Raw genomic sequence first — 26,017 nt, 5'->3', positions numbered from 1 at the left:
TCGGGTCCGCGACGCCCCCTGCGGCGTGTTCACGCCGTGACCGCCGGGCTGTCGAGGGGGTGGGCGATCTCGTCGGCAGGCAGCCGCCACCCGACGATCGCCGCCACCGCGAGGAACACGGGGATCGCACCGGCGAGCACGAACGTCATCGGGACGCCGAGCCACTCCCCGACCGGCCCGGCGAGCGCCATCGACACCGGCATCAGGGCGAGTGACACGAAGAAGTCCAGGCTGGACACGCGTCCCAGCAGGTGCGGGGGGACCCGGCGCTGCAGGAGCGTGCCCCAGATGACCATCGCCATCGCGCCGGTGAACCCGACCGCGAAGCTCGCCGCGGCCATGACCCACAGGTGCGGCGTGATGCCGATCAGCATCAGCGGGGCCGCTCCGGCGCCCCACAGCAGGATCATCGCCGTCAGGTAGCGGCGGGGGAGCCGCCACGAGGACACGATGATCGACCCGAGTGCCCCGCCGATCCCGAACGCGGCCAGGACGAGCGCGAAGCTGCTCGCACCGCCGCCGGTCTGGTCGCGCACCGCGAACGGCAGCAGCACCTCGATCGGGCCGATGAGCACCAGTACGTAGAACGAGGCGAAGGCCAGCGAGGCGAAGAGCCAGGCGGTGCGGAAGAGGTAGCGGAAGCCCTCGGCCAGATCGGCGAGCACGGAGCTGGGCGCCGCCGTGTTCGTGGCGACCGGTGCCACGCGCATGGCGAGCAGCGCGCCGAGGGCGAGCGTGTAGATCCCGGCCGCGACCAGGATCGACATCCCGGGGACGAACGCGCCGACCAGCACCCCGGCCAGCGCCGGACCGAGGGCCTGCTGGGCGATCGGCCGCAGGGTGCCCTCCACGCCGTTGGCGGCGAGCAGCTCCTCCGGGGGGAGCAGGGTGGGCAGGATCGCCGAGTAGGCGGGGTAGAAGAAGGCCTCGGCCGCACCCATGACGAACGCGATCGCGGCGAGGTGCCACAGCTGCAGCGCGCCGGTGACCGCGAGCGCGCCTGCCCCGCCTGCCGAGGCGATACGGACGACCTCCACCCCGATCATGACGGCCCGCTTGGGCAGCCGGTCGGCGGCCACGCCGCCGATCAGCACGCTGACCAGCATCCCGACGCTCGACGCGGCAGCGACGACGGACAGCTCGGACGGGCCGCCTCCCATCGAGATGACCTGGTAGACGATCGCGACGAGCCAGAGCCCGCTCGCGAACAGAGAGGCGGCCATCGACGTCACCAGCAGGCGGTACTCGCGGTGGCGGAAGGGGCGCAGTGGGCGGGGCAGTCGGCCGGCCGGGGCGGCGGATCCTGCGGGCTGTTCGGTCATCACCGTTCCAGGGAACAACGTGAACCGGACTTCAGGGCAACACCGGCTCGAAACGGGCGGAACCGCGACGATAACCGGCCCTCGTGCCCGGAGCGCGTCATTTGTCGGGATCGCACCGTCCGGGGCCGCTCGACCGGTGGCCACACCGGGTCCGGCGGAGCACCATGGGACCGTGGAGGAGACGGCAGAGCCCGGCTCGCCCTACGTGCGCCCCGAGAACATGCGGGCGGGCGACGCCGACCGTGAGCACGTGCTCGACCGGCTGCGCGCGGCCCATGCCGAGGGCAGGCTCGATCCCGCGGAGTTCGACGAGCGGATCACCGCCACGCTGGCGGCGCGCACCTACGGGGATCTCCGCGCGCTCACCGCCGACCTCCCGGGCGGCCCGCCGTCACCCCCTACGGTGGTTCCGGCCGCCCCGGCACCTGCCCTCCGGGATCAGGACGCGTTGCTCGACCGGGACCGGCACGGCGCCGTGATCGGCTGGGCGGGCGCGAGCGTCACGACGATCGCGATCTGGGCGATGAGCTGCGTCGCCACCGCGTCGTTCGTGTACCCGTGGTGGCTCTGGGTGGTCGGCCCGTGGGGGCTGGTACTGCTGTCCACCTGGCTGCGGGAGCGGCGCCGGCAGCCCTGAACGGGTGCCGGTGGCGGCGCGGCGCGTACCCCATGTGCGGGCCCGTCCGCAACGGTCGTACACTGGGAGTTCGGCGCGCCATAGGCGCCGGTTCCGTCGTGCCTCCCGCACCCCACGGTCCCGGAGCAACGACGTGCCCATGCACGGAACCGAGAGTACGCACACCTGTCACGGAACGCGGAGGATATGGCCAAGAAGGACGGGGCGATCGAGGTCGAGGGCCGGGTGGTTGAGCCCTTGCCGAACGCGATGTTTCGCGTGGAGCTCGAGAACGGACACCGGGTTCTTGCCCACATCAGCGGCAAGATGCGCCAGCACTACATCCGGATCCTCCCCGAGGATCGCGTTGTGGTCGAGCTGTCGCCGTACGACCTGACCCGCGGCCGCATCGTCTACCGCTACAAGTGACGGAGCCTGCGCCGTCACGACCGACAGTGACGGAGCTCGTGATGTCACGTCGAAACCGCACCGACAACTGAGAGAGCGACGGACGTGAAGGTCCAGCCGAGCGTCAAGAAGATCTGCGACAACTGCAAGGTGATCCGCCGTCACGGGCGGGTCATGGTGATCTGCTCCTCGAACCTGCGCCACAAGCAGCGCCAGGGCTGATCACGGGTGTCCGCCGTCGCAGACGGCGTCACCCCTGGAGCACCACGGCAACACAGAGGAACCCGACGCACCTGCCGGGCCACACGGGCCCGGTCCACCCCCGGAACCAGGCCGGGGCCCGGACGACAACGGTCCGGGACGGGCGTCGGGCAGACCTGGCTCAATGAGAACAGAGGAGTACCCCGCCGAATGGCACGTCTTGCCGGCGTCGACCTTCCCCGCGACAAGCGGATGGAGATCGCGCTCACCTACATCTTCGGGATCGGGCGCACCCGGTCCCTCCAGATCCTCGAGGCCACCGGTATCGACCGCGACCTGCGGTCGAAGGACCTGACCGACGAGGACCTCACCGCCCTCCGCGAGTACATCGAGAACAACTACCGCGTCGAGGGTGATCTGCGCCGCGAGGTGCAGGCCGACATCCGTCGCAAGATCGAGATCGGCTGCTACCAGGGGATCCGGCACCGCCGGGGCCTGCCGGTGCGCGGCCAGCGCACCAAGACCAACGCCCGCGGCCGCAAGGGACCGAAGAAGACGGTCGCCGGCAAGAAGAAGGCAGGTAAGAAGTAATGCCGCCCCGCACCCGCTCCGCGTCCGGACCGAAGAAGGTCCGCCGCAAGGAGAAGAAGAACGTCGCGCACGGACACGCGCACATCAAGAGCACCTTCAACAACACCATCGTGTCGATCACCGACCCGACCGGTGCCGTGATCGCGTGGGCCTCCGCAGGCCACGTCGGTTTCAAGGGCTCGCGCAAGTCCACGCCGTTCGCCGCGCAGATGGCCGCAGAGAACTGCGCCCGCAAGGCCGCCGAGCACGGCATGAAGAAGGTCGACGTCTTCGTCAAGGGCCCCGGCTCCGGGCGTGAGACCGCGATCCGTTCGCTGCAGGCAGCCGGCCTCGAGGTCGGCACCATCTCCGACGTCACCCCGCAGCCGCACAACGGCTGCCGGCCGCCCAAGCGGCGCCGGGTCTAGGGAAAGGGAGTAACAAGACATGGCTCGTTACACCGGACCCATGACCCGCAAGTCCCGCCGGCTGAAGGTCGACCTCGTCGGCGGCGACCAGGCGTTCGAGCGCCGTCCCTACCCGCCCGGCCAGCACGGCCGGATCCGGATCAAGGAGACGGAGTACCTCCTGCAGATGCAGGAGAAGCAGAAGGCCCGCTTCGCCTACGGCGTGCTGGAGAAGCAGTTCCGGCGCTACTACGAAGAGGCCAACCGTCGCCAGGGCAAGACCGGCGACAACCTGCTGCAGATCCTCGAGACGCGTCTCGACAACGTCGTCTACCGGGCCGGGCTCGCCCGCACCCGGCGGATGGCGCGGCAGCTGGTCAACCACGGCCACTTCATCGTCAACGGTCACAAGGTCGACATCCCCAGCTACCGCGTCTCGCAGTACGACGTCATCGACGTCAAGCCGAAGTCGCTGGGCACCGACCCGTTCATCATCGCCAAGGAGCTCGTGGGCGACCGCCCGATCCCTGGCTGGCTGCAGGTCGTTCCCTCGACCCTGCGCATCCTGGTCCACCAGCTGCCCGAGCGTGCGCAGATCGACACGCAGGTCACCGAGCAGCTGATCGTCGAGCTCTACTCGAAGTAGTCCGCGAGTAGCGGCTCGACACCCCCGGTCCCGTAGGGAGGGGCCGGGGCTTGCTGCGGCATCAAATAGCGGTTGCCGCAGGCCTGAAGGAGGCACCCACCCATGCTGATCTCTCAGCGCCCCACCCTGACCGAGGACTCGGTCGTCGACACCCGCTCCCGGTTCGTCATCGAGCCGCTGGAGCCGGGCTTCGGATACACGCTGGGCAACTCGCTCCGGCGCACCCTGCTCTCCTCCATCCCGGGATCCGCGGTCACCAGCATCCGCATCGACGGCGTGCTGCACGAGTTCACGACCGTGCCCGGGGTGAAGGAGGACGTCACCGACATCATCCTCAACCTCAAGGAGCTCGTCGTGAGCTCCGAGGAGGACGAGCCGGTCACGATGTACCTGCGCAAGCAGGGCCCCGGCCCGGTCACGGCAGGCGACATCGTGCCCCCGGCCGGCGTCACCGTGCACAACCCGGACCTGCACATCGCCACGCTGAACGACAAGGGCCGCCTCGAGGTGGAGCTCGTCGTCGAGCGGGGTCGTGGCTACGTCCCGGCCATGCAGAACAAGGCCACCGGCGCCGAGATCGGCCGCATCCCGGTCGACTCGATCTACTCGCCGGTCCTCAAGGTGACCTACAAGGTCGAGGCCACCCGCGTCGAGCAGCGCACCGACTTCGACAAGCTGGTGCTCGACGTCGAGACCAAGCCCTCGATCACGCCGCGGGACGCGCTGGCCTCGGCCGGCAAGACCCTCGTCGAGCTGTTCGGGCTCGCCCGCGAGCTCAACGTCGACGCCGAGGGCATCGAGATCGGCCCGTCGCCGCAGGAGGCCGACACCATCGCGGCCTTCGCGATGCCGATCGAGGAGCTGGACCTCACGGTCCGCTCGTACAACTGCCTCAAGCGCGAGGGCATCCACACCGTGGGTGAGCTGGTGGGCCGCAGTGAGGCCGACCTGCTCGACATCCGCAACTTCGGTGCGAAGTCCATCGACGAGGTCAAGATGAAGCTCGTCGGCCTCGGGCTCGCGCTCAAGGACAGCCCGCCCGGATTCGACCCGTCGGCCGCGGCCGCCGAGTACGGCTCCGACGGGTTCGACCCCGAGACCTTCGGGGACGACGGCCAGGACTACGCAGAAACGGAGCAGCTGTAGCCATGCCTCAGCCCACCAAGGGGCCCCGTCTCGGCGGGTCGCCGGCGCACCAGCGGCTGATCCTGGCCAACCTGGCCACCGCGCTGTTCGAGCACGGCCGGATCACCACCACCGAGGCCAAGGCACGGCGGCTCCGGCCCTACGCCGAGCGCCTGATCACCAAGGCCAAGCGCGGCGACCTGCACAACCGTCGCGAGATCCAGAAGGTGATCCGCGACAAGACGGTCGTGCACCGGCTCATCGCCGACATCGGCCCGTTCTTCGCCGACCGCGAGGGCGGCTACACCCGGATCACCAAGACGCTGCCGCGCAAGGGCGACAACGCCCCCATGGCCGTGATCGAGCTGGTCCAGCAGAAGACGGTCACCGACGAGGCCGAGCGCGCCCGCCGCGTCGCGTCCTCGCAGCAGCGGGCCACCCCGGCCGCGGCTCCGGCCGAGGAGACCGCCGAGGAGACCGAGGCCACCACCACGGCCACGGCCACCGACGCGGAGGAGAGCACCTCCACCGCCGACGCGCCGTACGGCGAGGGCAGCCACGCCCCGCTGGACGACGCGTCGGAGGCCCCGGAGGGGTTCCCGATCAAGGGCAACGAGAACTCGAAGCTGTACCACGTGCCCGGGTCGCCGTCCTACGACAGCACTGTGCCCGAGGTCTGGTTCGCCACCCCGGAGGCCGCCGAGGCCGCCGGGTTCGAGCTGCCCCGGTCGCAGCGTGAGGACGACTCCACCGAGGAGTCCTGATAGTTCCGCAGCACCCGCACCACCCCGTCGAGCCCGCCGTCCTCCGTGACGGCGGGCTCGCGGGCGTTCCGGGCCGGCTCGACGCCGGAGAAGGGGCGACTCGCGGGCGCGAGACGGGCGACTCGCGGAGGTTCCGGCTCGACCTCTCCTACGACGGCACCGACTTCTCCGGGTGGGCGATCCAGCCGGGGCGGCGCACCGTGTGCGGTGTGCTGACCGAGGCGCTGTCGACGGTGCTGCGGGAGCCCGTGGCGCTGACCGTCGCGGGTCGCACGGACGCGGGCGTGCACGCCACCGGGCAGGTGGCACACGCCGACCTCCCGGCCGACCTCGACGCCGCCTGGCTGGTGCGCAGGCTGGCCCGGCTGCTGCCGCCGGACGTCCGGGTGCGGGCGGTGACGCCCGTGCCCGAGGCCTTCGACGCGCGGTTCTCGGCGTTGCGCCGGCACTACCGCTACCGGGTGGCCACCGCCGCCCACGGCGCGGAGCCCCTGCGGGCGCGGGACACCCTGTCCTGGCCGCACCCGCTGGATCTCACCGCGGTGACGATCGCGTCCGAGCTGCTGCTCGGCGAGCACGACTTCGCCGCGTTCTGCAAGCGCCGGGAGGGAGCCACCACGGTCCGGGCGTTGCAGCAGCTGTCCTGGACCCTCGCCGAGGACGGGGTGGTCGAGGCCGCCGTGTCCGCCGACGCTTTCTGCCACTCGATGGTGCGCAGCCTGGTCGGGGCGCTGCTCGACGTCGGGCGCGGGCGCCGGACGGCGAACTGGCCCGCCGAGCTGCTCACACGCGTCGAGCGCGCGAGCGATGTGCCCGTCGCCCCCGCCCACGGTCTCACGCTCGTGGCCGTCGACTATCCGCCGGACGCCGAGCTCGCCGCCCGCGCCAGCGCCACCCGTCGCCGCCGGGTGCTCGGCGCGCCGTGAGCCCTGGCGTGCTCGGCGGCGACGGCCCCGGCACGGGCGAGTGCATCGGCGCGGGACCGCGCGGCCAGCGGCCGCAGCGCGGCCATGGCGGGGTCGATGTCGGCGGCGGTGAGCTCGGCGACGATCAGGGTGACCTCGGCGCCGAACACGTCACCGAAGATCCGCTCCAGGTACGGGGTGGAGTGGTCCCAGCCCTCGCGGGGGGATCCCGGGCCGTAGCCGCCGCCGCGGGCGATGACCAGACTCAGCGGGACGCCGGCCAGGGACCGGCCGAGAGGCGTGTGGCGGGGGTCGAAGCGGGGATCGGTGATCAGCAGGTCGATCCAGGACTTCAGGGCCGCGGGGACGCCGAAGTTGTACAACGGGGCGCCGACGGTGATGGCGTCGGCGGCGAGCACCTCGTCGGCGGCGCGGCAGGCGGCGGCACTGGCGTCCCGCATGGCCCGGGTCCGCAGGTCCGGGGGGAGGAACCCCCCGTAGGTGGCGAGCTGCCACGTCTCGAGCCGGACGGGAGCTGCGGCGAGGTCGCGGTGGACGACCTCGGCGTCCGGGTCAGCCGCCAGCCAGGCTCGCTCCACGGCGTCGGTCAGCTCACGACTGACCGACTCCTCGTCGCGGATGCTCGAGTCCACGCGCAGGAAAGTCATCTGCAGCTCCCTGTCCCATCAGGTGCGTCCGTCTCGTCATCCCTATGACGGAGCCCGTGGAGCAGAGGGGACACATGGACGAGCAGGACCGGCTGGCCCAACGGTTCGAGACGCACCGCGGCCACCTGCGCGCTGTCGCCTACCGGATGCTCGGTTCGCTCGGCGAGGCGGACGACGCCGTGCAGGAAGCCTGGCTGCGGCTCAGTCGCTCCGACACCGGCGCGGTCGACAACCTGGCCGGCTGGCTGACCACGGTCGTCGCTCGCCTGTGCCTGGACATGCTGCGCTCCCGCGCGGCGCGGCGGGAGCACCCCGTCGGGTCGCGGCTGCCCGAGCGCGCCGAGCCGTTCGGGACCGGCGTGGGAGGTACCGATCCCGCCCACGAGGCACAGCAGGCCGACGCGGCAGGCCGCGCGCTGCTGGTGGTCCTGGACAGGCTGGCCCCCGCCGAGCGGGTCGTCGTCGTCCTGCACGACGTGTTCGCCGTGCCGTTCGACGAGATCGCTCCGATCGTGGCGCGCTCGCCGGCCGCCGCCAAGAAGCTCGCCGGTCGCGCCCGCAGGAAGGTTCGTGGTGCAGACGCTGTGCCCGCCGGCGCGCTGGTCCGGCACCGGAGGGTCGTCGAGGCCTTCCTCGCGGCCGTACGCGACGGTGACATCGACGCGCTGCTGGAGGTGCTCGCGCCCGACGTCGTCCGCCGGGCCGAACGCGCCGCCCTTCCGTCGGGCGTCGCAACCGAGATCCGGGGTGCGCGAGACGTGGCGGAGGAGGCACGTCTCCTCTCGAGAGAACGCGCTCGGCTGGCCGAGCCGGTCCTCGTGAACGGCAGGATCGGAGCCGTGGTGGCCCCGCACGGCCGGTTGCTCCTCGCCCTCACCTTCACGATCGCGGACGAGAAGATCGCCGGGTTCGAGGTGATCGCCGACCCCGCCCGTCTCCGACTGCTCGACCTGGCACTGGTCGACGACCAGGGAATGTTCGCCGGCGGCTCTCCTTGCCGGGTCTGGCGCTGACGCTCGTCGGCCGTCACACTGACGGCCCCGCCCAGCCTCCCTTGATGGTTCGTCTGTCAACTCTGTGTAACTCCCACGGGGAGCCCCCGTCCTCGCAATGGGAACAAATCACCCGTACCCGTACCGTGATCCAGAGGGCGCGTCCGGCACACCGGGCGCGCCCTTCACACCCGTGCCTGCTGATCAGAACGGAGATGCCGTGCTCACCTCGCCCCCCACGCGGCTGCCCGACCCCGTCGAGCGCCCGGTTGCCGCAGCCCCCGCTGCGGGCACCTCCTCCCACGCCACGATCACGCTGCCGGTACGGGGGGAACCCGTCGGCACAGCCGTGGCGGATGCGACGGCAGCGAGGGTGGTGACCGCGGAACAGGTGGAGCGCGCGGTTCTCCAGCTGCGGGAACGGCCGGGGAAGACTGCGGTGGAGCAGATGCAGGCCGTGTTGCAGGCACTGGGCCTCACCGTGGTGCCACCGCACCGCTGATCCGGCCAGAGCGCGCATCCGAGGAGCGTCCATGACAGCGGATCCCGTACAGCCGGTCTCCGTCGACCGTGACTACGGCGGGCGCGTGATCGCCGTGGAGCCGGGCGGGAACGAGCCGATCCCGGCCGCCGAGCGCCACGGCCGCCCGCGGCAGCTCTTCTGGACCTGGACCTCCCCGAACCTCGAGTTCGCCACGGTGTTCGTCGGCGTCCTCTCCGTGCAGGCGTTCGGGCTCACCTTCCCCCAGGCCGTGGCCGCGGTGCTGCTCGGCAACGGGCTGGCGGCGCTCGCGCACGGCGTGCTCTCGGCCCGCGGTCCCGCCGCGGGTGTGCCGCAGATGGTGCTGGGCAGGCTCGCGTTCGGTTACCGGGGCAACGTGCTGCCCTCCGGGCTGATGACGATCACGTCGGGTTTCGGCTGGTTCGCGGTCAACAGCGTGAGCGCGGCGTTCGCCCTGAACTCGCTCACCGGACTGCCGGCGGCGGCCTGGCTCGTGGTCGTCGTGCTCGTGCAGATCGGCGTCGCGTTCGTCGGGCACAACCTGGTGCAGGTCTTCGAGCGCTTCGCCTTCCCCGTGCTCGCGGTGGTGTTCGCGTTCGCGGCGGTGATCGTGCTCGCGCGGTCGGATCCGTCGGCCGTTCCCGCCGGTGGCGGCACCGGCGGGGTCGGCGGGTTCCTGCTCACCGTCGGCGCCGTGTTCGGCTACACGGCGGGCTGGAGCCCGTACGCGGCCGACTACGCCCGCTACCTGCCTGCCGAGTCCTCGCGGCTGCGCACGGGGCTCGCCGCCGGGCTCGGGCTGTTCGGCTCCACCACCGTGCTCATGGTGGTGGGCGCGGCGTCGGTGAGCGCCACCGCGGCGGCCGGGGTGGGGTCCGACAACCCCGCCACCGCGTTCGTCGGCGTGCTCCCCGGTGCGCTCGCGAGCCTCACCCTGCTGGCCATCGCCCTGGGCGCGATCGCGGCCAACGTGCTCAACGTCTACTCGGGCGCGATGGCCTTCCTCAGCATGGGCGTGGACGTCCCGTTCCGCTGGGCGCGCGCGGTGGTCGCCGCCGCGTTCGGCGTGGTCGGTTTCCTCATCGCGCTGATCGCACTCCCGGACGCGGCCCACAGCTACGAGGGGTTCCTCCTCGTCATCGTCTACTGGATCGGGCCGTGGCTCGGCGTGGTGCTCACCGACCAGTACCTGCGCCGCGGCAGGCTCCCGACCGAGCTGCTCTACGACCGCGGCCACCGCAACCCCGCTGGCGTGGTCGCCCTCCTCGTGGGCATCGTGGTGTCGGTCCCGCTGTTCTCCAACCAGGTGCTGTTCGTCGGGCTGGTGCCGCGGCTCGTCCCCGGCGTGGGGGACGTGACGTTCCTCGTCGGCATCGCGCTGTCGGCCGCGGTGTACGCGCTGCTGTTCCGGCCTCACGCCGCTTGCGGGACGGGCGGCTGGCCCCGCAGAGTGAGACCGTGACCACCCTGCCCGACCCGGCGGTGACCGATCCGGCCGTGCTGCTCGACGTCGCCCTCGGCGAGGCCAGGGCCGGCCTCGCCGAGGGGGGCATCCCGATCGGGGCGGCGCTGTTCGCCGCCGACGGCACGTTGCTCGGGCGCGGGCACAACCGCCGCGTCCAGGACGACGACCCCTCCATGCACGCCGAGACGGCGGCGTTCCGCGCGGCCGGGCGGCAACGCGACTACCGCTCGACGATCATGGTGACCACGCTCTCGCCGTGCTGGTACTGCTCCGGGCTCGTACGCCAGTTCGGGATCGGCGCGGTGCTCGTCGGAGAGGCCCGCACCTTCCACGGCGGCCACGACTGGCTCGCCGAGCACGGCGTCTCGGTCACGGTGCTCGACGACGGTCGCTGCGTCGACCTCATGACCGACTTCATCGCCGCCCGTCCGGACCTGTGGCACGAGGACATCGGAGAACCCTCATGATCCCGACGGTCGATCTGGCGGCGTGGCGGGGCGGTGCCGCGGGTATCGGTGCCGCCGTCGACGAGGCACTGCGACGGGCCGGCTTCCTGCTGGTGACGGGGCACGGGGTGGACGCCGCACTGCGCGCCGAGGTGCGTGCGGCGGCGCGGGCCTTCTTCGCCCTGCCCGCCGAGGTGAAGGCCCGCTATGCGGTGCGGATCGGTGGCCGCGGCTGGCTCGCCCCGGGGGTGGAGGCGAACGGGAACGTCGAGGGCACGGAGACACCGCCAGACCTCAAGGAGTCCTTCGCCGTCGGGCCGGACACCCCGACGGGCGACCCCGAGGTCGACGACGTGTGGTTCCCGCCGAACGTGTGGCCGCCCGAGGTGCCGCAGCTGCGGCACGCCGTGGACCGCTACGCGGCCGCGATGACCGCGGTGTCGCGCGAGCTGCTGGAGCTGTGTGCGGACGCCCTCGGCCTGTCCCGGGAGACGTTGACCAGGCTCGCCTGCCACCCGACGTGGACGTTCAACATCAACCGGTACCCGCCGCTCACCGAGGTCGGCCCGCCCGCCCCCGGCCAGTTCCGGATCGGCTCCCACACCGACTTCGGGACGGTCACGGTGCTGGACCGCGAGCCGGGCGCGGGTGGTCTGCAGGTCGACATCGAGGGCACGGGCTGGGTCGATGCCCCGTACGACCCGGCCGCGCTCACCGTCAACATCGGCGACCTGCTCGCGCACTGGACGGGCCTGCGCTGGCGCTCCGGGCGGCACCGGGTGCTGCCGCCGCAGCCGGAGTCCCCGCACGAGGAGCTCGTCTCGCTGGTGTTCTTCTTCGAGCTGGACCACGACGCGCTGGTCACGCCGCTGACCCCGCCGATCGGCCGCCGGTCGGACCTCGAGCCGGTCGTCTCCGCGCCGTTCCTGCGGGAGCGGCTGGACGCGATCTCCGTCGCGTAGCCGGCCCCAGTTCTCCCGAACGCCCACGGGGCGGTGACCTGCAGAGCTAGCGTCGGACCGTGTCGCGACCGAGCGCCGTGCGGGCCCCCGCCACCCGCGACCAGGTGGACGCGTACCGGTTCGGCCTGCGCCGGCTCGAGGCGGCGCTGGTGCGCGGTGACCCGGTGCCCCTGCACGAGCAGATCCGGTCACAGCGCCGCGCGGCGCTGGCCGGAGTGGTGCTGGGGCTGCTCGGGCTCTGCGGCGCCGCGGTGTACTCGGTGGTGGTGCCCAGGCCCGACTGGAAACAGCAGGACGTGGTGATCGGCGCGGGATCCGGCGCGATGTACGTGGTGGCGCACGGGCCCGACCGGCTCGTGCCCGTGGCCAACCTCCCCGCGGCCCGGCTGGTGCTGGCGGCGCTGCGCACGGGCGGCAGCACCGGCGCCGACCCGGCCACCGCCACCCCCGTCGCGGTGCCGGACGCCGCCCTCGCCGCTGCGGCGCGCACCCCGACCGCCGCGGTCCCGGGGGCGGTCGCGGTGCAGCCGGGCGGTCCGGCACCCCCACCCCGGTGGGCGGTGTGCGACCGGACCACGGCCGACGGCACCCTCGTCGGCACCACCGTGGTGGCCGGCATGGCGGCACCCGAGCCGATGCCGCCGGGCGACGGGGTGCTGCTCGACGGACCCGACGGCGCCACCTGGCTGGTCACGGAAGGCCGCCGGCACCGCGTCGACACCGGTGACGGCCGGGTGCTGGCCGCGTTCGGGCTCACCGGCCGGATCCCCCGCGCCGCCGCACCCGACGTGGTGTCACTGGTGCCCGAGGGCGCGGCCCTGGCCACCCCGGAGGTCGCCGGTCGTGGCGGCACCGCTCCCGCCGGGCTGCCGGGGCGGATCGGCGACGTACTGGTCACCACCCCGGTGGGCGGGGCCCCGCGGCACTTCGCCGTGCTGGCCGGCGGCCTGCAGGAAGTGCCCGACGTCGTGGCCGAGCTGCTGCGGGTGGCCGCGGGGCAGGCGCAGGACCTGCCCATCGGGCCCACCGAGCTGGCCGCGGCGGCGCTCGTCGACGACCTGCCGGTCGACGGCTGGCCCGCAGGGGCGCCACAGCTGCGCGAGCCCGCCGAGTCGCCCGTCATGTGCTGGACGTGGACGGCGGACGGGGAGCCGTCCGGTGCGGTGTGGACGGGCGCCGCGGAGCCGCTGCCCACGGCGGCGCCACCGGTGGCGCTGGCCCAGGCCGACGGCCCGGGCACCCACGTGGACGCCGTGGCGGTGGGGCCCGGCGGCGCGGTGCGGGCCACCGGGCCGGGACGCCAGCCGGGCACCGGCCCGTTGTGGCTGGTGGCCGCCACCGGCGTCGGCTACGGCGTCGCCGACGACGCCACGGCCGCCGCACTGGGGATCACCGCCGCCGAGCCCGCTCCGGAGGCGGCACTGCGCCTGCTGCCGGCCGGACCGGCCCTGGACCTCGCTGCCGCGGGCCGGGTGGTGGACGTGCTGCCGGCCGGCTGAGCCAGGCCGGGTCCCTCAGCGCATCCTGCGCGGGCGGCGGCGCAGCAGGACCGCGGCCGCCGCACCCGCCAGCAGCAGCAGACCGGCCGCCACGAGGTCGACCGGTGGGCCCGACGACGGCGCCGCCGGCCGCGGTGCGGTGCCGGGGAGCTCCGCCACCACCGTCACCGCGGCTGCCGGTTCCGGAGCCGGGTGGAGCACGGCGGGCACCGCGGTGAGTGCGGCGACCGGATCGATCACACCGTGGCCCACCCGGTCGTCACGGCCGCGGGCCGGCGGGCGGGCCGTGGCGAGGATGCGGTCGGTCACCTGTCTCGCGGTGAGCTCCGGATAGCGTTCCCGCACCAGCGCAGCCAGCCCGGACACCCACGGCGCCGCGAAACTGGTGCCCTCGACGCCGGTGGAGGTCGTGCCGCCGCCGACGGCCAGCGAGCGCAGCCCGGTGCCGGGGGCGGCGACGTCCACCCACGGTCCGGGCACCGTGAAGGAGGCCGGGGCGTCGTCCGGGCCGACGGCCCCCACCGCGAGCAGCTGGTCGTCGTACCAGCCGGGGAGCGACACCTGGCCCGCGCCGGGCTCGACGCACGAGCCCGAACCCACGTTCCCCGCCGCCGCGACGACCACGACGTCGGACCGGGCGGCGAAGGAGAGCGCTGCCTGCAGGTCGGCGCCCGCCGTGGCCGCCTGGGCGGCGCTCAGGCACACGGCCTCGGAGATGTTGACCACGTCGGCGCCCTTCCGGACGGCCAGCACGACCGACTCGGCCAGCGTGCGGGTGTCGCCGGCCGGACGGGTGGTGCCGCCCGGCCCGGGGACCTCGAACGACGGGCTCGACTGGCGGATCGCGAGCAGCCGCGCGCGGGGCGCGATCCCGATGGGCGTGGCGGCCCGGCCGCGAGAGCCCGGTTCCGCCGCCGCGGCGAGCAGGCCCGCGACCGCGGTGCCGTGGCCGTCGCAGTCGTCGAGGCCGTCGCCACCGGTGAGGTAGTCCCCGGCGCCGCGCACCCGGTCGCCGAGCAGCGGGTGCGGGTACACCCCGGTGTCGATCACCGCGACGAGCTGGCCGCGGCCGGTGGCCAGCCGGTGGAGCTCGGGCAGCCGCAGCCGGGTGGCGATGGGGTCGGCCGCAGGCTCCGGGTCCGCCTCGGGCGGGGTGCAGCGGCTGGGCGCGCGCAGGCCGGGAGTGGATTCGGGCGGCTCACCGGCGGGCGGCGGCACGGCGATCGGGGGCGGCACCGGGTGGGCCATGGCGGGAGCCGCCTGCCCGGTGAGCGCGAGTGCCGTGGCCACCGCGCATGCCGCCCGTCTCACAGGCCCCGGACCAGCCTGAACAGGTCCATCGCCGCGAGTGCCAGCGGGATCGAGGCGGCGACGAGCAGGCCTTCCAGCAGGTCGACCGCCCGGCGGGAGACGGGGGAGCCCGCCGGCCGGGTGCGCCCGAGCGCGAGCGAGCCCGCCGCTGCCGCCACGAGCAGGACAGCCGCGACGCCGAGCCGGGCGCCGGGACCCACCTGCGTGGCGACCAGTACGGCCAGCCCCACGCCCGCGGTGACGGCGCTCCCCAGCAGGACCCGCGCCGGGGCGCGGTCGGCGAAGCTGCGGGCCCGCAGGGCGAGTACGGCCACGGAGACCGCCGCGAAGGCCGGCCCGGCCCACCCACCGGCCGCCGCGACCGGGAGCGCGGCAGCGGCCGCGAGGACGGCGCAGCCGCCGACCAGGCCGGCGAGATAGCCGCGTGCCAGGTCGGCCCGCTCCGCGAGCTCGGCGGGCGGCAGCAGGTCGGGGCCGTCGTCGGCGTCCACCAGCTCGGCACCGTCGGCCGGCACGACCGGCCGGGGCAACCCGGCGAGGCGCAACGCGGCCCGTGGCAGCACGGGGCCGACGGCGAGCGCGACCGCGCCCACGGCGGCCGCCGCGGCAGCCGGGGCGACGCCGAACCGCAGGACGACGACTGCGGCCACCCCCACCGGGACCGCGGCCACCACGATGCCGACGAGCACGGGGGCCACCACTCGCAGCGCGATCTGGGCGAGTGCGGCGGCGATGCCTGCCGCGGCCGTGGCCAGCAGCAGCTGTGCAGCGCCGCCCGCGGCGGACAGGGCCGCCCACCCGGCCGCGGCGGCCAGCGGAACGGCCGCCAGCGCCGCTGTGCTCGCCGCCTGCTGCCGGGCCGCCCCGTCGAGGGACTCGACCCTGCTCGCCCCGGCGGGCGCCTCGACGGTGCGGGCCAGCCGGGCGGCGTGCGCCACCGCGGCGACGGCCGCCAGCGCCGCGACCGCCGCCGTCCACGTCGTCCACGGCGTCCCGGGCGCTGCGGGCCGGCCCGCGAGCAGCGCCGCCGCGGCGAGGGCCACGGCCAGCACCACACCCGCGCCGAACCGGCGATCGCCTGCCGCGGCGGTGGCCGCCGTGGCCGCCAGCGCGTCCACGGGGTCGTCGAAGACCGGCGGAACCGGAGCCGGGCCCTGGGGGGCGAGCCGCAACAGCTCGCCGTCGAGCACACCGAGCTCGCCGAGGCTGGCCTCGGCGGGCAGCGGGCCGCCCGCGGCGCCGGACAGCCGCCACGGGACCGGGCGCAGGCCGAACACCGGTTCCCCGACCAGCTCGAGGACCATCGGCACCAGCTCGGCGACCGGCACGTCTGCCGGCAGCGCGACGTCGACCCTCGCCCGGGGGGCGAGCACCGTGAGCCGGCAGTAGGCCGCGTCGGCGGCAGCGGCACGCACGTGGTGTCTCCCTCCGCGAGCGACAGGACGACTTCTCCGGAACGGCCCCGGCGGACCCCGTCGGCTGCCTAGCATCGCAGCGCCGGGGCCGTGGGCGGGCCCGTTCGGCAGAACTCGTTCGGGGCCGGTTGACCGGCGGGGAGGGGTGCCGATGGGAACTGTCGGAGTCGTCCGGCCACGGCGGGTGCCGCCGCGGATGCCCGGTGGGGAGCTCACGCTCGAGCCTCCCCCCGAGCCGGAGCGGATCGTTCCCGCGGGGATGCTGGCCCGGCTGCTCCCTGTCGTCATGCTGCTCGGTTCCGTCGGCTTCATCGCCGTGCTCGGCCCGCGCAACCCCACCTCCTGGCTCTTCGGAGGCATGTTCGCGATCTCGACGCTCGCCATGATGATGACCGGCGCCGGCCGTGGGGGCGGCAACCGCTCGGCGAGCCTCGACGAGGACCGCCGCGACTACCTGCGCTACCTGTCGCTGCTGCGCGGCCGGGTCCGCGGCATCGCGGCCGAGCAGCGTGCCGTGCTGGAGTCGCTGCACCCGCACCCGGCGGCGTGGCCGGCGGTGCTCGCGGCGGGCCGGCTCTGGGAACGCAGGCCGGCCGACCCGGACTTCGGGCAGCTGCGCATCGGGCGGGGCGCGCAGCGGCTGGCCACCCGGCTGGTGGCGCCGCAGACCGGGCCCGTCGAGGGCCTGGAACCGGTCACGGCGCTCGCGCTGCGCCGGTTCCTGCTGGGCCACGCCGTCGTGCCCGACCTGCCGGTGGCCCTGTCGCTGCGGGCGAGCTCCACGGTGTGGCTCGAACCGGCCGATCCCGCGGAAGGGCTCGGGCCCGCCCGCGCTCTCGCCCGCGCTCTCGTGGCCCAGTACGCGCTCTGGCACAGCCCGGCCGACGCGCTGCTCGCCGTCGTCGCGCCGCCCACGCTCGCCACCGAATGGGAGTGGGTCAAGTGGCTCCCGCACGTCGCCCACCCCCGCAGGCGCGACGCCATCGGCCCGCTGCGGATGGTCTCCGGCGACGCCGACGACGTCCGCCGCTGGTGGGTGGCCGAGCTGGCGGGCAGGCCGGCGGGCCCCGGCACCGGTGAGCCGCACCTGCTCGTCGTCGTCGACGAGGTGGCCGAGGGGCCGGGGCCGTGGGCGGGCGTCGCCGGGGTCACGGTGCTGCGCGTGGGCGCGCCGCCGGGACGGCGACCGGGTCCGTCGGTCGTGCGGCTGCTGGTGGGTGCGCACGGGCTGCACCGCGTCGGCTCCACCGACCGGCGGCCCACCGACCTCGCTCCCGACGACGAGCAGGCGGCCCCGATCGGGCACCCCGACGGGCTCGGCGTGGCCGAGGCCAGAGCACTCGCGCGACGGCTGGCCCGTTACCGGTCCGGCGGCGCCGCGCCGGGCGGTGATGCGGCCCCGCGCCGGGCGCCGGGGTTGCCCGCGCTGCTCGGGCTGGAACCGGGCCCGGCCGGGATCGCCGCGCTGCGTGCCCGCTGGATCCGCGCCGAGACCGACAGGCTGCGCGTCCCGATCGGCGTCGACGAGCGCGGTGGCCCGGTCGTGCTCGACCTCAAGGAGTCCGCGCAGGGTGGGAGCGGACCGCACGGGCTCTGCGTGGGCGCCACCGGGTCGGGCAAGAGCGAGCTGCTGCGCACCCTCGTGCTGGGTCTCGCGGCCACGCACTCGCCCGCGGAGCTCAACCTCGTGCTGGTCGACTTCAAGGGCGGCGCCACGTTCCTGGGGCTGGCCGGGCTGCCGCACGTCTCGGCCGTGATCACCAATCTCGCCGACGAGCTGACGCTGGTGGACCGGATGGCCGACACGCTGGCCGGTGAGGTCACCCGCCGTCAGGAGCTGCTGCGCGCCGCCGGCAACCTGGTGGGCGTCGCCGACTACGCCGCAGCCCGCCGGGGCGGAGCCGAGCTGCCGCCGCTGCCCGCGCTGTTCGTCGTGGTCGACGAGTTCTCCGAGCTGCTCGCCCAACGACCCGAGCTGATCGAGCTGCTCGTCACCATCGGACGGCTCGGGCGCTCGCTCGGGATCCACCTGCTGCTCGCCTCGCAGCGCCTCGAGGAAGGGCGGCTGCGCGGGCTGGAGTCGCACCTGTCCTACCGGATCGCGCTGCGCACGTTCTCCGCCTCGGAGTCCCGTGCGGTGCTCGGCGTGCCCGACGCCCACCAGCTGCCGTCCGCGCCCGGCTCGGCCTTCCTCGCGACGGGCACCGACGAGCTCGTGCGGTTCCGCGCCGCCTACGTGTCGGGCCCCGGCACCCCAGCGGCGCCGCGGTCCGGGCCCGCGGCCGGCCGGCCCCGCGCGTACCCGTTCCGGGTCGGCCCCGTACCCGAGGTCACGCCGGTGGAGCCGGTCACCGCCACCGAGACCGACGGCGTGGACGGCCCCACCGTCCTCGACACCGTGATCGCCGCGATGGCGGGTCAGGGCCCGCCGGCGCACCGCGTCTGGCTGCCGCCCCTGGACGCCCCACCACCGCTCGACGAGGTGCTCGGCCCGGTCGACGCCGGGCCCGGCCAGGGTCCGCCGGCGGCCCGGACGGGCGTGCTCCAGGTGCCCGTGGGCCTGATCGACCGGCCCTACCAGCAGCGGCGCGACCCTCTCGTGATCGACCTGGCCGGCGGTTCCGGGCATCTGGCCGTGGTGGGCGGTCCGCGGGCGGGCAAGTCCACCGCGCTGGCCACCGCTGTGCTGGGCCTCGCCCTCACCCACACCCCGGACGAGCTCGGCGTGCACGTTCTCGACTTCGGTGGCGGGGCGCTCGGGTCCCTGGCCGGGCTGCCGCACGTCGGCACCGTCGCCGGGCGCCAGGAGGTCGATCTCGTCCGGCGCACCGTCGCCGAGCTCACCGCCGTGCTCGCCCGGCGTGAACGGCTCTTCCGCGAGGCCGGGATCGCCTCGGTCGAGGAGTTCCGGGCCCGCCGGGCGGCAGGCGCGCACCCCGGTGAACCGAGCACCGACCTGCTGCTCGTCGTCGACGGGTACCTGACGCTGCGCGGCGACTTCGACGACCTGGACGCGCGCCTGCTGCCGCTGGCCGCTCAGGGCCTGTCCTACGGGCTGCACCTGGCGATCTCGGCCGGTCGGTGGAGCGAGCTGCGTCCGGCGCTCAAGGACCTGCTCGGCGGCCGCATCGAGCTGCGGCTGGGGGAGCCCGCCGAGTCCGAGGTGGACCGCCGCCGGGCCGCCGAGGTGCCGGCCCGGCCCGGCCACGGGCTCGCGCCCGACGGCGCCCCGGCCGTCGTCGCGGCTCCCCGGCTGAGCACCGGCGCCACCGACCAGGCCGCGCTGGTGGGGGTGATCGCGCAAGCCTGGCCCGGTGCCGGCCTCCCCCCGGTGCGGCTCCTGCCCGAGCGCATCGACCTCCACCGGCTGCCGCCGGCCGGTCCCGGGTCCACCGGAGTCCCGATCGGCGTCGACGAGGAACGGCTCGGCCGCGTGGAGCTCGACCTCGCCGCGGACCCGCACCTGATGTGCTTCGCCGACGCGGAGAGCGGCAAGACCAACCTGCTGCGGCTCGTCGCGCGCGGGATCACCGACCGGCACGGCCCCGAGGCCGCCCGGCTCGTGGTCGTCGACCATCGCCGCACGCTGCTGGGCGTCGTCCCGGACACCCATCTGATCGGTTACGCCAGCACGGCCGACGCCACCGCCGAGGCGGCCCGCGAGGTGGCGGCATCGCTGCGCAGGCGGCTCCCCGGCCCCGACGTGACGCCGCGGGCCCTGCGCGAACGCAGCTGGTGGACCGGCCCCGAGGTGTACGTGCTCGTCGACGACTACGACCTCGTCGCGCCCGGCGGGGGCGCGCAGCACCCGCTCGTGCCGCTGGTGGAGTTCCTCGCCCAGGCCAAGGACGTGGGCCTGCACCTGGTCGTGGCCCGGCGCTGCGGCGGCGCCGGCCGAGCGCTGTTCGACCCGCTGCTCGGGCGGCTGCGTGAGCTGGCCGTGCCGGGGCTGGTGATGAACGGCAGCCCCGACGAGGGTGCGCTGGTCGAGTCGGTCAAGCCGGCGTCCCTGCCGCCGGGACGAGCCACGCTCGTCGACCGGCGTCGTGGCGCCCGCCGCATCCAGCTCGCCTGGCTGCCGCCGGACGTCGAGGACGACCCGTGAGCGGCCCGCGCCCCCGCCGCGGGCGACACAGCAGGGGAGGACGGTGAGCGGCACGCCGGTCCGGGTCGCCGTCCAGCTGGGGGCGGCCACGGCGCGGGTGGCAGCGGCGGGTGCCGACGGTGAGCCGTGGCTGGTGGCCCGGAAACCGGCTCGCGGCGTCACGGTGGCGTCGCTGCTGGCGGAGTTCGCTCCCGGGCCGGAGGAGCTGGTGCTGGTCCATCCGCCGGGCTGGCCCGCGCCGCGTACGGCGTCCTGGGTGGGCCGGTGCGCCGGTCTCGCCTGCCGGGTCCGTGCGGTCCCGGTGCCGGTCGCCGCAGCCGGGTGCGGGGACGTGGCCGTGCTCGACGTCGGGCACGGGGCCGCGGAGGCCACCCGGCTGGACGCCTCGGGCAACGTGCTCGCCGTCCGGTCCCGTGCGGTGGCCGGCGCCGCGCTGGACGCGGTGCTGGCGGAGCTGCTGGGGCTGTCGTCGGACGACCCCGCGGCCGTTGCCGAGGCCCGGCGCGTACGTGAGGCGCTCTCGCTGCTGCCGTCGGTGCAGGCGGGCGCACCTGAGCCGGTACCGGTGAGGGCGAGCGAGGTCCGCCCGCTGCTGGCGCGACAGCTCGCCGTCGCGGTCGAGGCGTTGCGCGAGGTGCTGCTGGAGGCCGGACCCGCCCCGGTGCTGCTCGTCGGTGGGGTGGCCCGCACCCCGCTGCTCGCGGAGCTCGTGGACGAGGCCGGGATCGCCGGCGCCGCGGGAGTCGCCGTGGCCCCGCGGCCGGACGTCGCCGCGGTGCTGGGGGCGTTGGTGCTGCCCGACGCCGGCGGTCACCCGTGGTCGGTGCGGGTGCCCGATGCCGGGCGGACTCCGCACCGCGAGTCGACGGCCGCGGCTCCGTTCGCGGCTCCCGGCAGCGGCCCGGAGCGCAGTGCGGCCCTGGTCGCGCGCAGGCTGCCGCCGCCGCCCGTCCGGACCCGCAGCCTGCTGCGGATCGTCTCCTCGGCCGCTGCGGCCGCCGTGCTCGTCGCGGGTCTCCTCGGCGCCGGCGTGCTCCTGCCCTCGCGACCGCCGGCCGCCGTGGTGCCTGCCGGCGTGCTCGTGCAGTACGGCTACCGGCTCGACGTCCCAGCGGGGTGGGAGCACACCGGCGGGTTGCCGGAGCGGCGCCGCACCCTGCTCACCCCGGCCGGGGCGCCGGAGGGCAGCGATCTGATCGCGGTCGAGCGGAGCCCGCTCGGCTACGACACCGGCGCCGAGCCCGAGCGGGCCCGGGCCGAGCTGCGCGCCGAGTTCGAGTCGGCGGCGGCGGCCGGGTCCGCGTTGCGGGACTACACGACCACCACGCTCGCCGGGCGCGAGGTGGCGACCTACCGCCAGCGCGGGGCGGACGGCCGGACCGTCGTCGACTGGTTCGTGCTCCTCGACGGGGATGCGCAGCTCAGCGTCGGCTGCCGGCACACGGCAGCCGGCAGCAGCGCGGTGCGGGCTGCGTGCGACGTGGTCGTCGCCTCGGTGCGACGAGCCTGAGCCCGGCGGCCCGTCCCGGCCCCTGGGCCGTCCACCGGCCCCCGCGTTCGCACCCGCACACGATCCCGCCGGTTCGGCCCCACGCGGGCGCGCTCCCTGCGACGGTGTCCGGACAAGCAGACCAGGCACGGGACAGGGGTGATCGGCATGGCCGACGGGTTCGGTACCACCGTCGAGGAGATGCAGCGGGCCGGGCGGCACGTGTTCACGGTGAACGACACCGTGCAGGCCGACCTGGCCACGTTGCGCAGCAGGCTCGCCCCGCTGGCCGGGGCGTGGCGGGGAGAGGCGGCCACGGCGTTCACCGCGTTGATGGCCCGGTGGGACACCGACGCCCGGGCTCTGAGTGAGGCCTTGCGCACCATCGGCGAGGCGATCGAGGGCACGGGCGCGAGCTACCGCGCGCAGGAGGAGCAGCACTCCGGCGAGCTGTCCGCGATCCGCGCGGCGCTCGGCTGAAAGGGGAGCCATGTCTGAGATCAAGGTCACGTTCGGGGCGCTGGAGGCGGCGCGGGCGGACGTCGGAGCCACCGCTGGCCGCATCTCCGGCCAGCTCGAGGAGCTCAAGCGGTTCCTGGCGCCCATGGTCGCCACCTGGGAGGGGCAGGCGGCCACGGAGTACCAGGCCACGCAACGCAAGTGGGACACGGCCGCCGCCGACCTGGCTTCGGTACTGGCCCAGATCGGGGTGGCGCTGGGCACAGCCAACGACAGCTACCAGCAGGTCGAGCGGGCCAACGCGGCCCGCTGGCGGTAGTCACCGCGGCTGCGGGAGCGAGCTACCCGGCGGTTGGAGGGGGCGTTTTGACCCTGCTTCGGACCGGCGGGTACCCTCGTTCTTCGACGTGCGGTGGGTGAAGACCCGCGGTCGCTTGACGGCGGCCCGCATGGTCCGTCCGCGGGCCCGGCGCCTTGCTCCCGCACCCGCGCACCGAAGGCAGCTCCCGAGTTTCTCGACGAGCACAAGACAGCGACGAGGTAGGTCCGTGCCCACGTATAGCCCCAAGCCCGGCGAGATCACCCGCGCCTGGCACGTGATCGATGCCACGGACGTGGTGCTCGGCCGCCTCGCCACGCACGCAGCCACGCTCCTGCGTGGCAAGCACAAGCCGACGTACGCCCCGCACATGGACACCGGTGACTTCGTCATCATCGTCAACGCGGAGAAGATCGCCGTCTCGGGCAACAAGCGGACGGACAAGTTCGTCTACCGCCACAGCGGCTTCCCGGGCGGTCTCAAGCAGCGCTCGGTCGGCGAGATGATCGAGAAGCACCCCGACCGTCTCGTCGAGAAGGCGATCAAGGGCATGCTGCCGAAGAACCGCCTCGGCCGGGCGATGAGCAAGAAGCTCAAGGTGTACGCCGGGCCCGACCACCCGCACGCCGCGCAGCAGCCGGCCGCGTTCGAGATCACCCAGGTCGCTCAGTGACCACCCCAGAGAACGAAGAGGGACAGCCCGTGACCACCCCCGAGCCCGGGACCGAGGCTGCCGAGACGGCGGCCGCCGAGATCGAGGCCGTCGAGGAGGCCGCGCTCGAAGCCGACGCCACCGACCTCGCCGACGGCGACGCCGACACCGATGCGGCCGACGAGTACGACGCCGACACGGACGTCGACATCGACGCCGACATCGACGTGGCTCCGGTCCCGGCGGTGTTCTCCGACCGGCCGATCCAGACCGTCGGGCGCCGCAAGGAGGCCGTCGTCCGTGTCCGGCTCATGCCGGGCACCGGATCGTTCCGTCTCAACGGGAAGACGCTCGAGGAGTACTTCCCCAACAAGCTGCACCAGCAGCTGATCCGTGAGCCGCTGGTCACCGTCGAGAAGACCGAGCGCTTCGACATCTTCGCCAACCTGCACGGTGGCGGCACGTCGGGCCAGGCCGGTGCGCTGCGCCTGGCCATTGCGCGCGCGCTGATCGAGGCCGACTCCGAGGACCGCCCGCCGCTCAAGAAGGCCGGCTTCCTCACCCGTGACCCGCGCGTCATCGAGCGCAAGAAGTACGGCCTCAAGAAGGCCCGTAAGGCTCCTCAGTACAGCAAGCGCTGATCTTGGATCTGCCTGCTGGCGACCGTGCACGTTCGGTCGCAGTGCGACGTCTGTTCGGCACCGACGGCGTTCGCGGACTGGCCAACGGCGAGCTCCTCACTCCGGAGCTCGCCGTAGCCCTTTCCGCGTCCGCCGCTCGCGTGCTCGCGGCACGCGACCGGTCCCACCGTCCGGTGGCCGTCGTCGGGCGGGACCCGCGGGCGAGCGGGGAGATGCTCGAGGCCGCGGTGGTCGCCGGTCTGACATCGGCCGGGGCCGACGCGGTGCGGGTAGGAGTGCTGCCCACCCCGGCGGTCGCCTACCTGGTCGGGTCGCTCGGTGCCGACTTCGGCGTGATGATCTCCGCATCGCACAATCCGATGCCGGACAACGGCATCAAGCTCTTCGCGGCGGGCGGCCACAAGCTCCCCGACGTGCTCGAGAGTGCGATCGAGGAGGGCCTCGACATCCGCCACGAGCGGCCGACGGGCACGCGCATCGGCCGGGTCCACGACCTGGTCGATGCCGCCGAGCGCTACCGCGACCACCTGGTCGCGGCCACTCCGGGGTCGCTCGCCGGGCTGCGGGTCGTGGTCGACTGTGCGCACGGGGCCGCGTCCGCCGTCGCCCCGGAGGCGTATCGCAGGGCCGGTGCCGACGTCATCGCGATGCACGCCGACCCCGACGGGCTCAACATCAACGACGGGGTGGGGTCCACCCATCTCGGGCCGCTCCAGAAGGCCGTCCGGGAGCACGGTGCCGATCTCGGCATCGCCCATGACGGCGACGCCGACCGTTGCCTGGCCGTCGACGCCACCGGCGCGGCGGTCGACGGCGACCAGATCATGGCGGTGCTCGCCCTCGCCATGCTGGAGGCAGGCGAACTCGCCCACGAGACCCTGGTCGCCACGGTGATGAGCAACCTGGGCCTGCATCTGGCCATGCAGGAAGCCGGTATCGCGGTGCTCACCACCCAGGTCGGCGACCGGTACGTGCTCGAGGAGCTGCGGACGGGCGGGTTCAGCCTCGGCGGCGAGCAGTCGGGCCACGTCGTGCTCCCGCAGCACTCCACCACCGGCGACGGCCTGCTCACCGCACTGCGGCTGATGGCGCGGATGGCGGCCACCGGCTCGTCTCTCGCCGGGCTGGCGTCCGTGATCACGCCGCTGCCTCAGGTGCTCCGCAATGTGCAGGTGGCCGACAAGGCGGCGGTCGCCGGATCAGCCGCTGTGCGGGAGGCCGTCGAGGCCGCTGAGGCGGAGCTCGGCGCCACCGGTCGCGTGCTCCTGCGCCCGTCCGGCACCGAGCAGCTGGTGCGGGTGATGGTCGAGGCGCCCACCTCCGAGCAGGCGGACAACGTGGCGCTGCGGCTGGCCGAGGTCGTCGCCGCGGCGAGCTGAATCGCCCGTTCCGCCTCGCTCCACCGCCTCCGTACTGCACCATCAGGCCATGTCGTCCGAGCTGCGTCTGCACCCCGATCAGCTCCGCTCCCACGCGGTCACCGCAGCGGGCCTCTCCGAGGATCTCCGGGCGGCGCTCCGGTTCGGGCCCGGCCCCGTGGGCGGCCGGGCTCTGACGGCTGAGCACGAGCGGTTGGGTGCGGCCGTGCTCGTCGCGGTCCGCGAGCTGGCCGAGCTCAGTGCCGCACTCGCCGATGCCGCCTCGGCCGCGACGAGCGCCGACGACGCCGTCGCCGGCATCCTGCGCCGGATCCAGGACGGACTCTCCGGCGAGGAGCACGCATGACACGTGCCGATGCCGATGCCCTGTCCGGTGCTGGGCGGTGGTGGACCGGGCTCGCCGACGCACTCGCCGAGATCGGGCGGCAGGTGGGTCGGCTGTCGGAGGAGATCACCCAGGACTGGCCGGACGCCCGCGGTCAGGAGTGGGTGGAGCGCACCGCGCATCTGGGCCACGAGCTCGGCCGCGAGGCCAGGGCCGCCGCGGAGCTGGGCGAGGCGTACGCGCGGCAGGCCGCGGACCCGTACCGATGGGACCCACCCCCCACCCGCCACACCGGCATCCGCCTGGGCAGCACGGAAGCCCGCCGCACGGACGACGAACGAGGCATGAGGATCGCAGAACTCCCGGACTGACCCCGCGCCCCGCTGGGTGGTTGCGGTAGCTGCCCGCGAGTCCAGCCTAAATG

Annotated in this window: 28 protein-coding genes; 24 read left to right on the top strand and 4 right to left on the bottom strand. The window is 74.4% G+C overall.

Annotated elements, in window-relative coordinates; translation table 11 throughout:
• Nucleotides 1–29: 29 nt before the first annotated feature.
• Nucleotides 30–1,322, bottom strand: a complete 1,293-nt coding sequence (locus HF577_RS03195; protein ID WP_169394193.1) for an MFS transporter — start codon at nt 1,320–1,322, stop codon at nt 30–32.
• Between the two features lie 172 nt (nt 1,323–1,494).
• Between HF577_RS03195 and HF577_RS03190 the strand changes: the two genes are divergently transcribed.
• From HF577_RS03190 to truA, 9 genes are all read left to right on the top strand, one after another.
• On the top strand, nt 1,495–1,959 hold the full coding sequence (locus HF577_RS03190; protein ID WP_312858916.1) for a DUF1707 SHOCT-like domain-containing protein: 465 nt from the start codon (nt 1,495–1,497) through the stop codon (nt 1,957–1,959).
• Nucleotides 1,960–2,145: 186 nt separating this feature from the next.
• Nucleotides 2,146–2,367 (top strand): translation initiation factor IF-1, encoded by a 222-nt coding sequence (gene infA / locus HF577_RS03185; RefSeq protein ID WP_028929190.1) that lies wholly within the window; start codon nt 2,146–2,148, stop codon nt 2,365–2,367.
• A gap of 84 nt (nt 2,368–2,451) precedes the next feature.
• A complete protein-coding gene (rpmJ, locus tag HF577_RS03180) occupies nt 2,452–2,568 on the top strand; it encodes a 50S ribosomal protein L36 (protein WP_169394192.1) in 117 nt (38 codons plus the stop codon).
• Nucleotides 2,569–2,757: 189 nt separating this feature from the next.
• A complete protein-coding gene (gene rpsM, locus HF577_RS03175; RefSeq protein WP_169394191.1) occupies nt 2,758–3,138 on the top strand; it encodes a 30S ribosomal protein S13 in 381 nt (126 codons plus the stop codon).
• Entirely contained in the window at nt 3,138–3,545 is a 408-nt protein-coding gene (rpsK, locus tag HF577_RS03170; RefSeq protein WP_169394190.1) for a 30S ribosomal protein S11, read from the top strand. The genes rpsM and rpsK overlap by 1 nt, the downstream gene beginning before the upstream one ends.
• A 19-nt stretch (nt 3,546–3,564) precedes the next feature.
• Nucleotides 3,565–4,170 (top strand): 30S ribosomal protein S4, encoded by a 606-nt coding sequence (rpsD, locus tag HF577_RS03165; protein ID WP_169394189.1) that lies wholly within the window; start codon nt 3,565–3,567, stop codon nt 4,168–4,170.
• A gap of 102 nt (nt 4,171–4,272) precedes the next feature.
• Entirely contained in the window at nt 4,273–5,316 is a 1,044-nt protein-coding gene (locus HF577_RS03160) for a DNA-directed RNA polymerase subunit alpha (protein ID WP_169394188.1), read from the top strand.
• A 2-nt stretch (nt 5,317–5,318) separates the two neighbouring features.
• Entirely contained in the window at nt 5,319–6,059 is a 741-nt protein-coding gene (rplQ, locus tag HF577_RS03155; RefSeq protein ID WP_169394187.1) for a 50S ribosomal protein L17, sunset domain variant, read from the top strand.
• Complete coding sequence (truA, locus tag HF577_RS03150; protein ID WP_211173735.1) at nt 6,056–6,985, top strand: tRNA pseudouridine(38-40) synthase TruA; 930 nt, start codon at nt 6,056–6,058, stop codon at nt 6,983–6,985. Before rplQ ends, truA begins: the two co-directional genes overlap by 4 nt.
• Here truA and HF577_RS03145 read toward each other — a convergent pair.
• Nucleotides 6,913–7,632 carry an FMN-dependent NADH-azoreductase gene (locus HF577_RS03145; protein ID WP_169394186.1) on the bottom strand — a complete coding sequence of 240 codons (720 nt, stop codon included), beginning with the start codon at nt 7,630–7,632 and terminating at the stop codon, nt 6,913–6,915. The genes truA and HF577_RS03145 overlap by 73 nt on opposite strands.
• A gap of 74 nt (nt 7,633–7,706) precedes the next feature.
• On the opposite strand from HF577_RS03145, the gene HF577_RS03140 reads away from it, so the two are divergent.
• The 6 genes from HF577_RS03140 to eccB all read left to right on the top strand — a co-directional run bounded on the left by HF577_RS03140 (nt 7,707) and on the right by eccB (nt 13,498).
• Nucleotides 7,707–8,645, top strand: a complete 939-nt coding sequence (locus tag HF577_RS03140; RefSeq protein WP_169394263.1) for a sigma-70 family RNA polymerase sigma factor — start codon at nt 7,707–7,709, stop codon at nt 8,643–8,645.
• A 199-nt stretch (nt 8,646–8,844) separates the two neighbouring features.
• Nucleotides 8,845–9,126 (top strand): hypothetical protein, encoded by a 282-nt coding sequence (locus HF577_RS03135; protein WP_169394185.1) that lies wholly within the window; start codon nt 8,845–8,847, stop codon nt 9,124–9,126.
• A gap of 31 nt (nt 9,127–9,157) precedes the next feature.
• A complete protein-coding gene (locus HF577_RS03130) occupies nt 9,158–10,588 on the top strand; it encodes a purine-cytosine permease family protein (protein ID WP_169394184.1) in 1,431 nt (476 codons plus the stop codon).
• Nucleotides 10,585–11,058 (top strand): nucleoside deaminase, encoded by a 474-nt coding sequence (locus HF577_RS03125; protein ID WP_312858915.1) that lies wholly within the window; start codon nt 10,585–10,587, stop codon nt 11,056–11,058. Before HF577_RS03130 ends, HF577_RS03125 begins: the two co-directional genes overlap by 4 nt.
• Nucleotides 11,055–11,999 (top strand): isopenicillin N synthase family dioxygenase, encoded by a 945-nt coding sequence (locus tag HF577_RS03120; RefSeq protein ID WP_169394183.1) that lies wholly within the window; start codon nt 11,055–11,057, stop codon nt 11,997–11,999. Before HF577_RS03125 ends, HF577_RS03120 begins: the two co-directional genes overlap by 4 nt.
• Before the next feature lie 59 nt (nt 12,000–12,058).
• Complete coding sequence (eccB, locus tag HF577_RS03115; protein ID WP_169394182.1) at nt 12,059–13,498, top strand: type VII secretion protein EccB; 1,440 nt, start codon at nt 12,059–12,061, stop codon at nt 13,496–13,498.
• 15 nt (nt 13,499–13,513) lie between these two features.
• Here eccB and mycP read toward each other — a convergent pair whose 3' ends face one another.
• Both mycP and eccD read right to left on the bottom strand, forming a co-directional pair.
• Nucleotides 13,514–14,788, bottom strand: a complete 1,275-nt coding sequence (gene mycP / locus HF577_RS03110; protein ID WP_169394181.1) for a type VII secretion-associated serine protease mycosin — start codon at nt 14,786–14,788, stop codon at nt 13,514–13,516.
• Nucleotides 14,789–14,805: 17 nt separating this feature from the next.
• A complete protein-coding gene (gene eccD / locus HF577_RS03105; RefSeq protein WP_169394180.1) occupies nt 14,806–16,224 on the bottom strand; it encodes a type VII secretion integral membrane protein EccD in 1,419 nt (472 codons plus the stop codon).
• Between the two features lie 151 nt (nt 16,225–16,375).
• On the opposite strand from eccD, the gene eccCa reads away from it, so the two are divergent.
• The 9 genes from eccCa to HF577_RS03060 all read left to right on the top strand — a co-directional run bounded on the left by eccCa (nt 16,376) and on the right by HF577_RS03060 (nt 25,964).
• Entirely contained in the window at nt 16,376–20,329 is a 3,954-nt protein-coding gene (gene eccCa / locus HF577_RS03100; RefSeq protein WP_169394179.1) for a type VII secretion protein EccCa, read from the top strand.
• 43 nt (nt 20,330–20,372) lie between these two features.
• Entirely contained in the window at nt 20,373–21,839 is a 1,467-nt protein-coding gene (locus HF577_RS39575; protein ID WP_169394178.1) for a type VII secretion-associated protein, read from the top strand.
• 147 nt (nt 21,840–21,986) lie between these two features.
• Nucleotides 21,987–22,298 carry a WXG100 family type VII secretion target gene (locus tag HF577_RS03090; protein ID WP_211173726.1) on the top strand — a complete coding sequence of 104 codons (312 nt, stop codon included), beginning with the start codon at nt 21,987–21,989 and terminating at the stop codon, nt 22,296–22,298.
• Nucleotides 22,299–22,308: 10 nt separating this feature from the next.
• The gene (locus HF577_RS03085) at nt 22,309–22,596 is read left to right on the top strand and encodes a WXG100 family type VII secretion target (RefSeq protein WP_169394177.1); all 288 of its coding nucleotides are present in this window, start codon (nt 22,309–22,311) and stop codon (nt 22,594–22,596) included.
• 229 nt (nt 22,597–22,825) lie between these two features.
• Nucleotides 22,826–23,269 (top strand): 50S ribosomal protein L13, encoded by a 444-nt coding sequence (rplM, locus tag HF577_RS03080; protein ID WP_169394176.1) that lies wholly within the window; start codon nt 22,826–22,828, stop codon nt 23,267–23,269.
• A gap of 29 nt (nt 23,270–23,298) precedes the next feature.
• Nucleotides 23,299–23,889 carry a 30S ribosomal protein S9 gene (rpsI, locus tag HF577_RS39570; protein ID WP_169394175.1) on the top strand — a complete coding sequence of 197 codons (591 nt, stop codon included), beginning with the start codon at nt 23,299–23,301 and terminating at the stop codon, nt 23,887–23,889.
• Nucleotides 23,890–23,930: 41 nt separating this feature from the next.
• Nucleotides 23,931–25,268, top strand: a complete 1,338-nt coding sequence (glmM, locus tag HF577_RS03070) for a phosphoglucosamine mutase (protein WP_169394174.1) — start codon at nt 23,931–23,933, stop codon at nt 25,266–25,268.
• 49 nt (nt 25,269–25,317) lie between these two features.
• Nucleotides 25,318–25,614: a hypothetical protein gene (locus tag HF577_RS03065; protein ID WP_169394173.1), complete on the top strand. Its 297-nt coding sequence runs from the start codon at nt 25,318–25,320 to the stop codon at nt 25,612–25,614.
• Complete coding sequence (locus HF577_RS03060) at nt 25,611–25,964, top strand: hypothetical protein (protein ID WP_169394172.1); 354 nt, start codon at nt 25,611–25,613, stop codon at nt 25,962–25,964. Before HF577_RS03065 ends, HF577_RS03060 begins: the two co-directional genes overlap by 4 nt.
• Nucleotides 25,965–26,017: the final 53 nt, after the last annotated feature.

The sequence above is a fragment of the Pseudonocardia xinjiangensis genome (assembly GCF_012911925.1).
GTDB classification, from domain to species: Bacteria; Actinomycetota; Actinomycetes; order Mycobacteriales; family Pseudonocardiaceae; genus Pseudonocardia; species Pseudonocardia xinjiangensis.
This window is presented reverse-complemented; position numbering and strand designations above follow the sequence as displayed.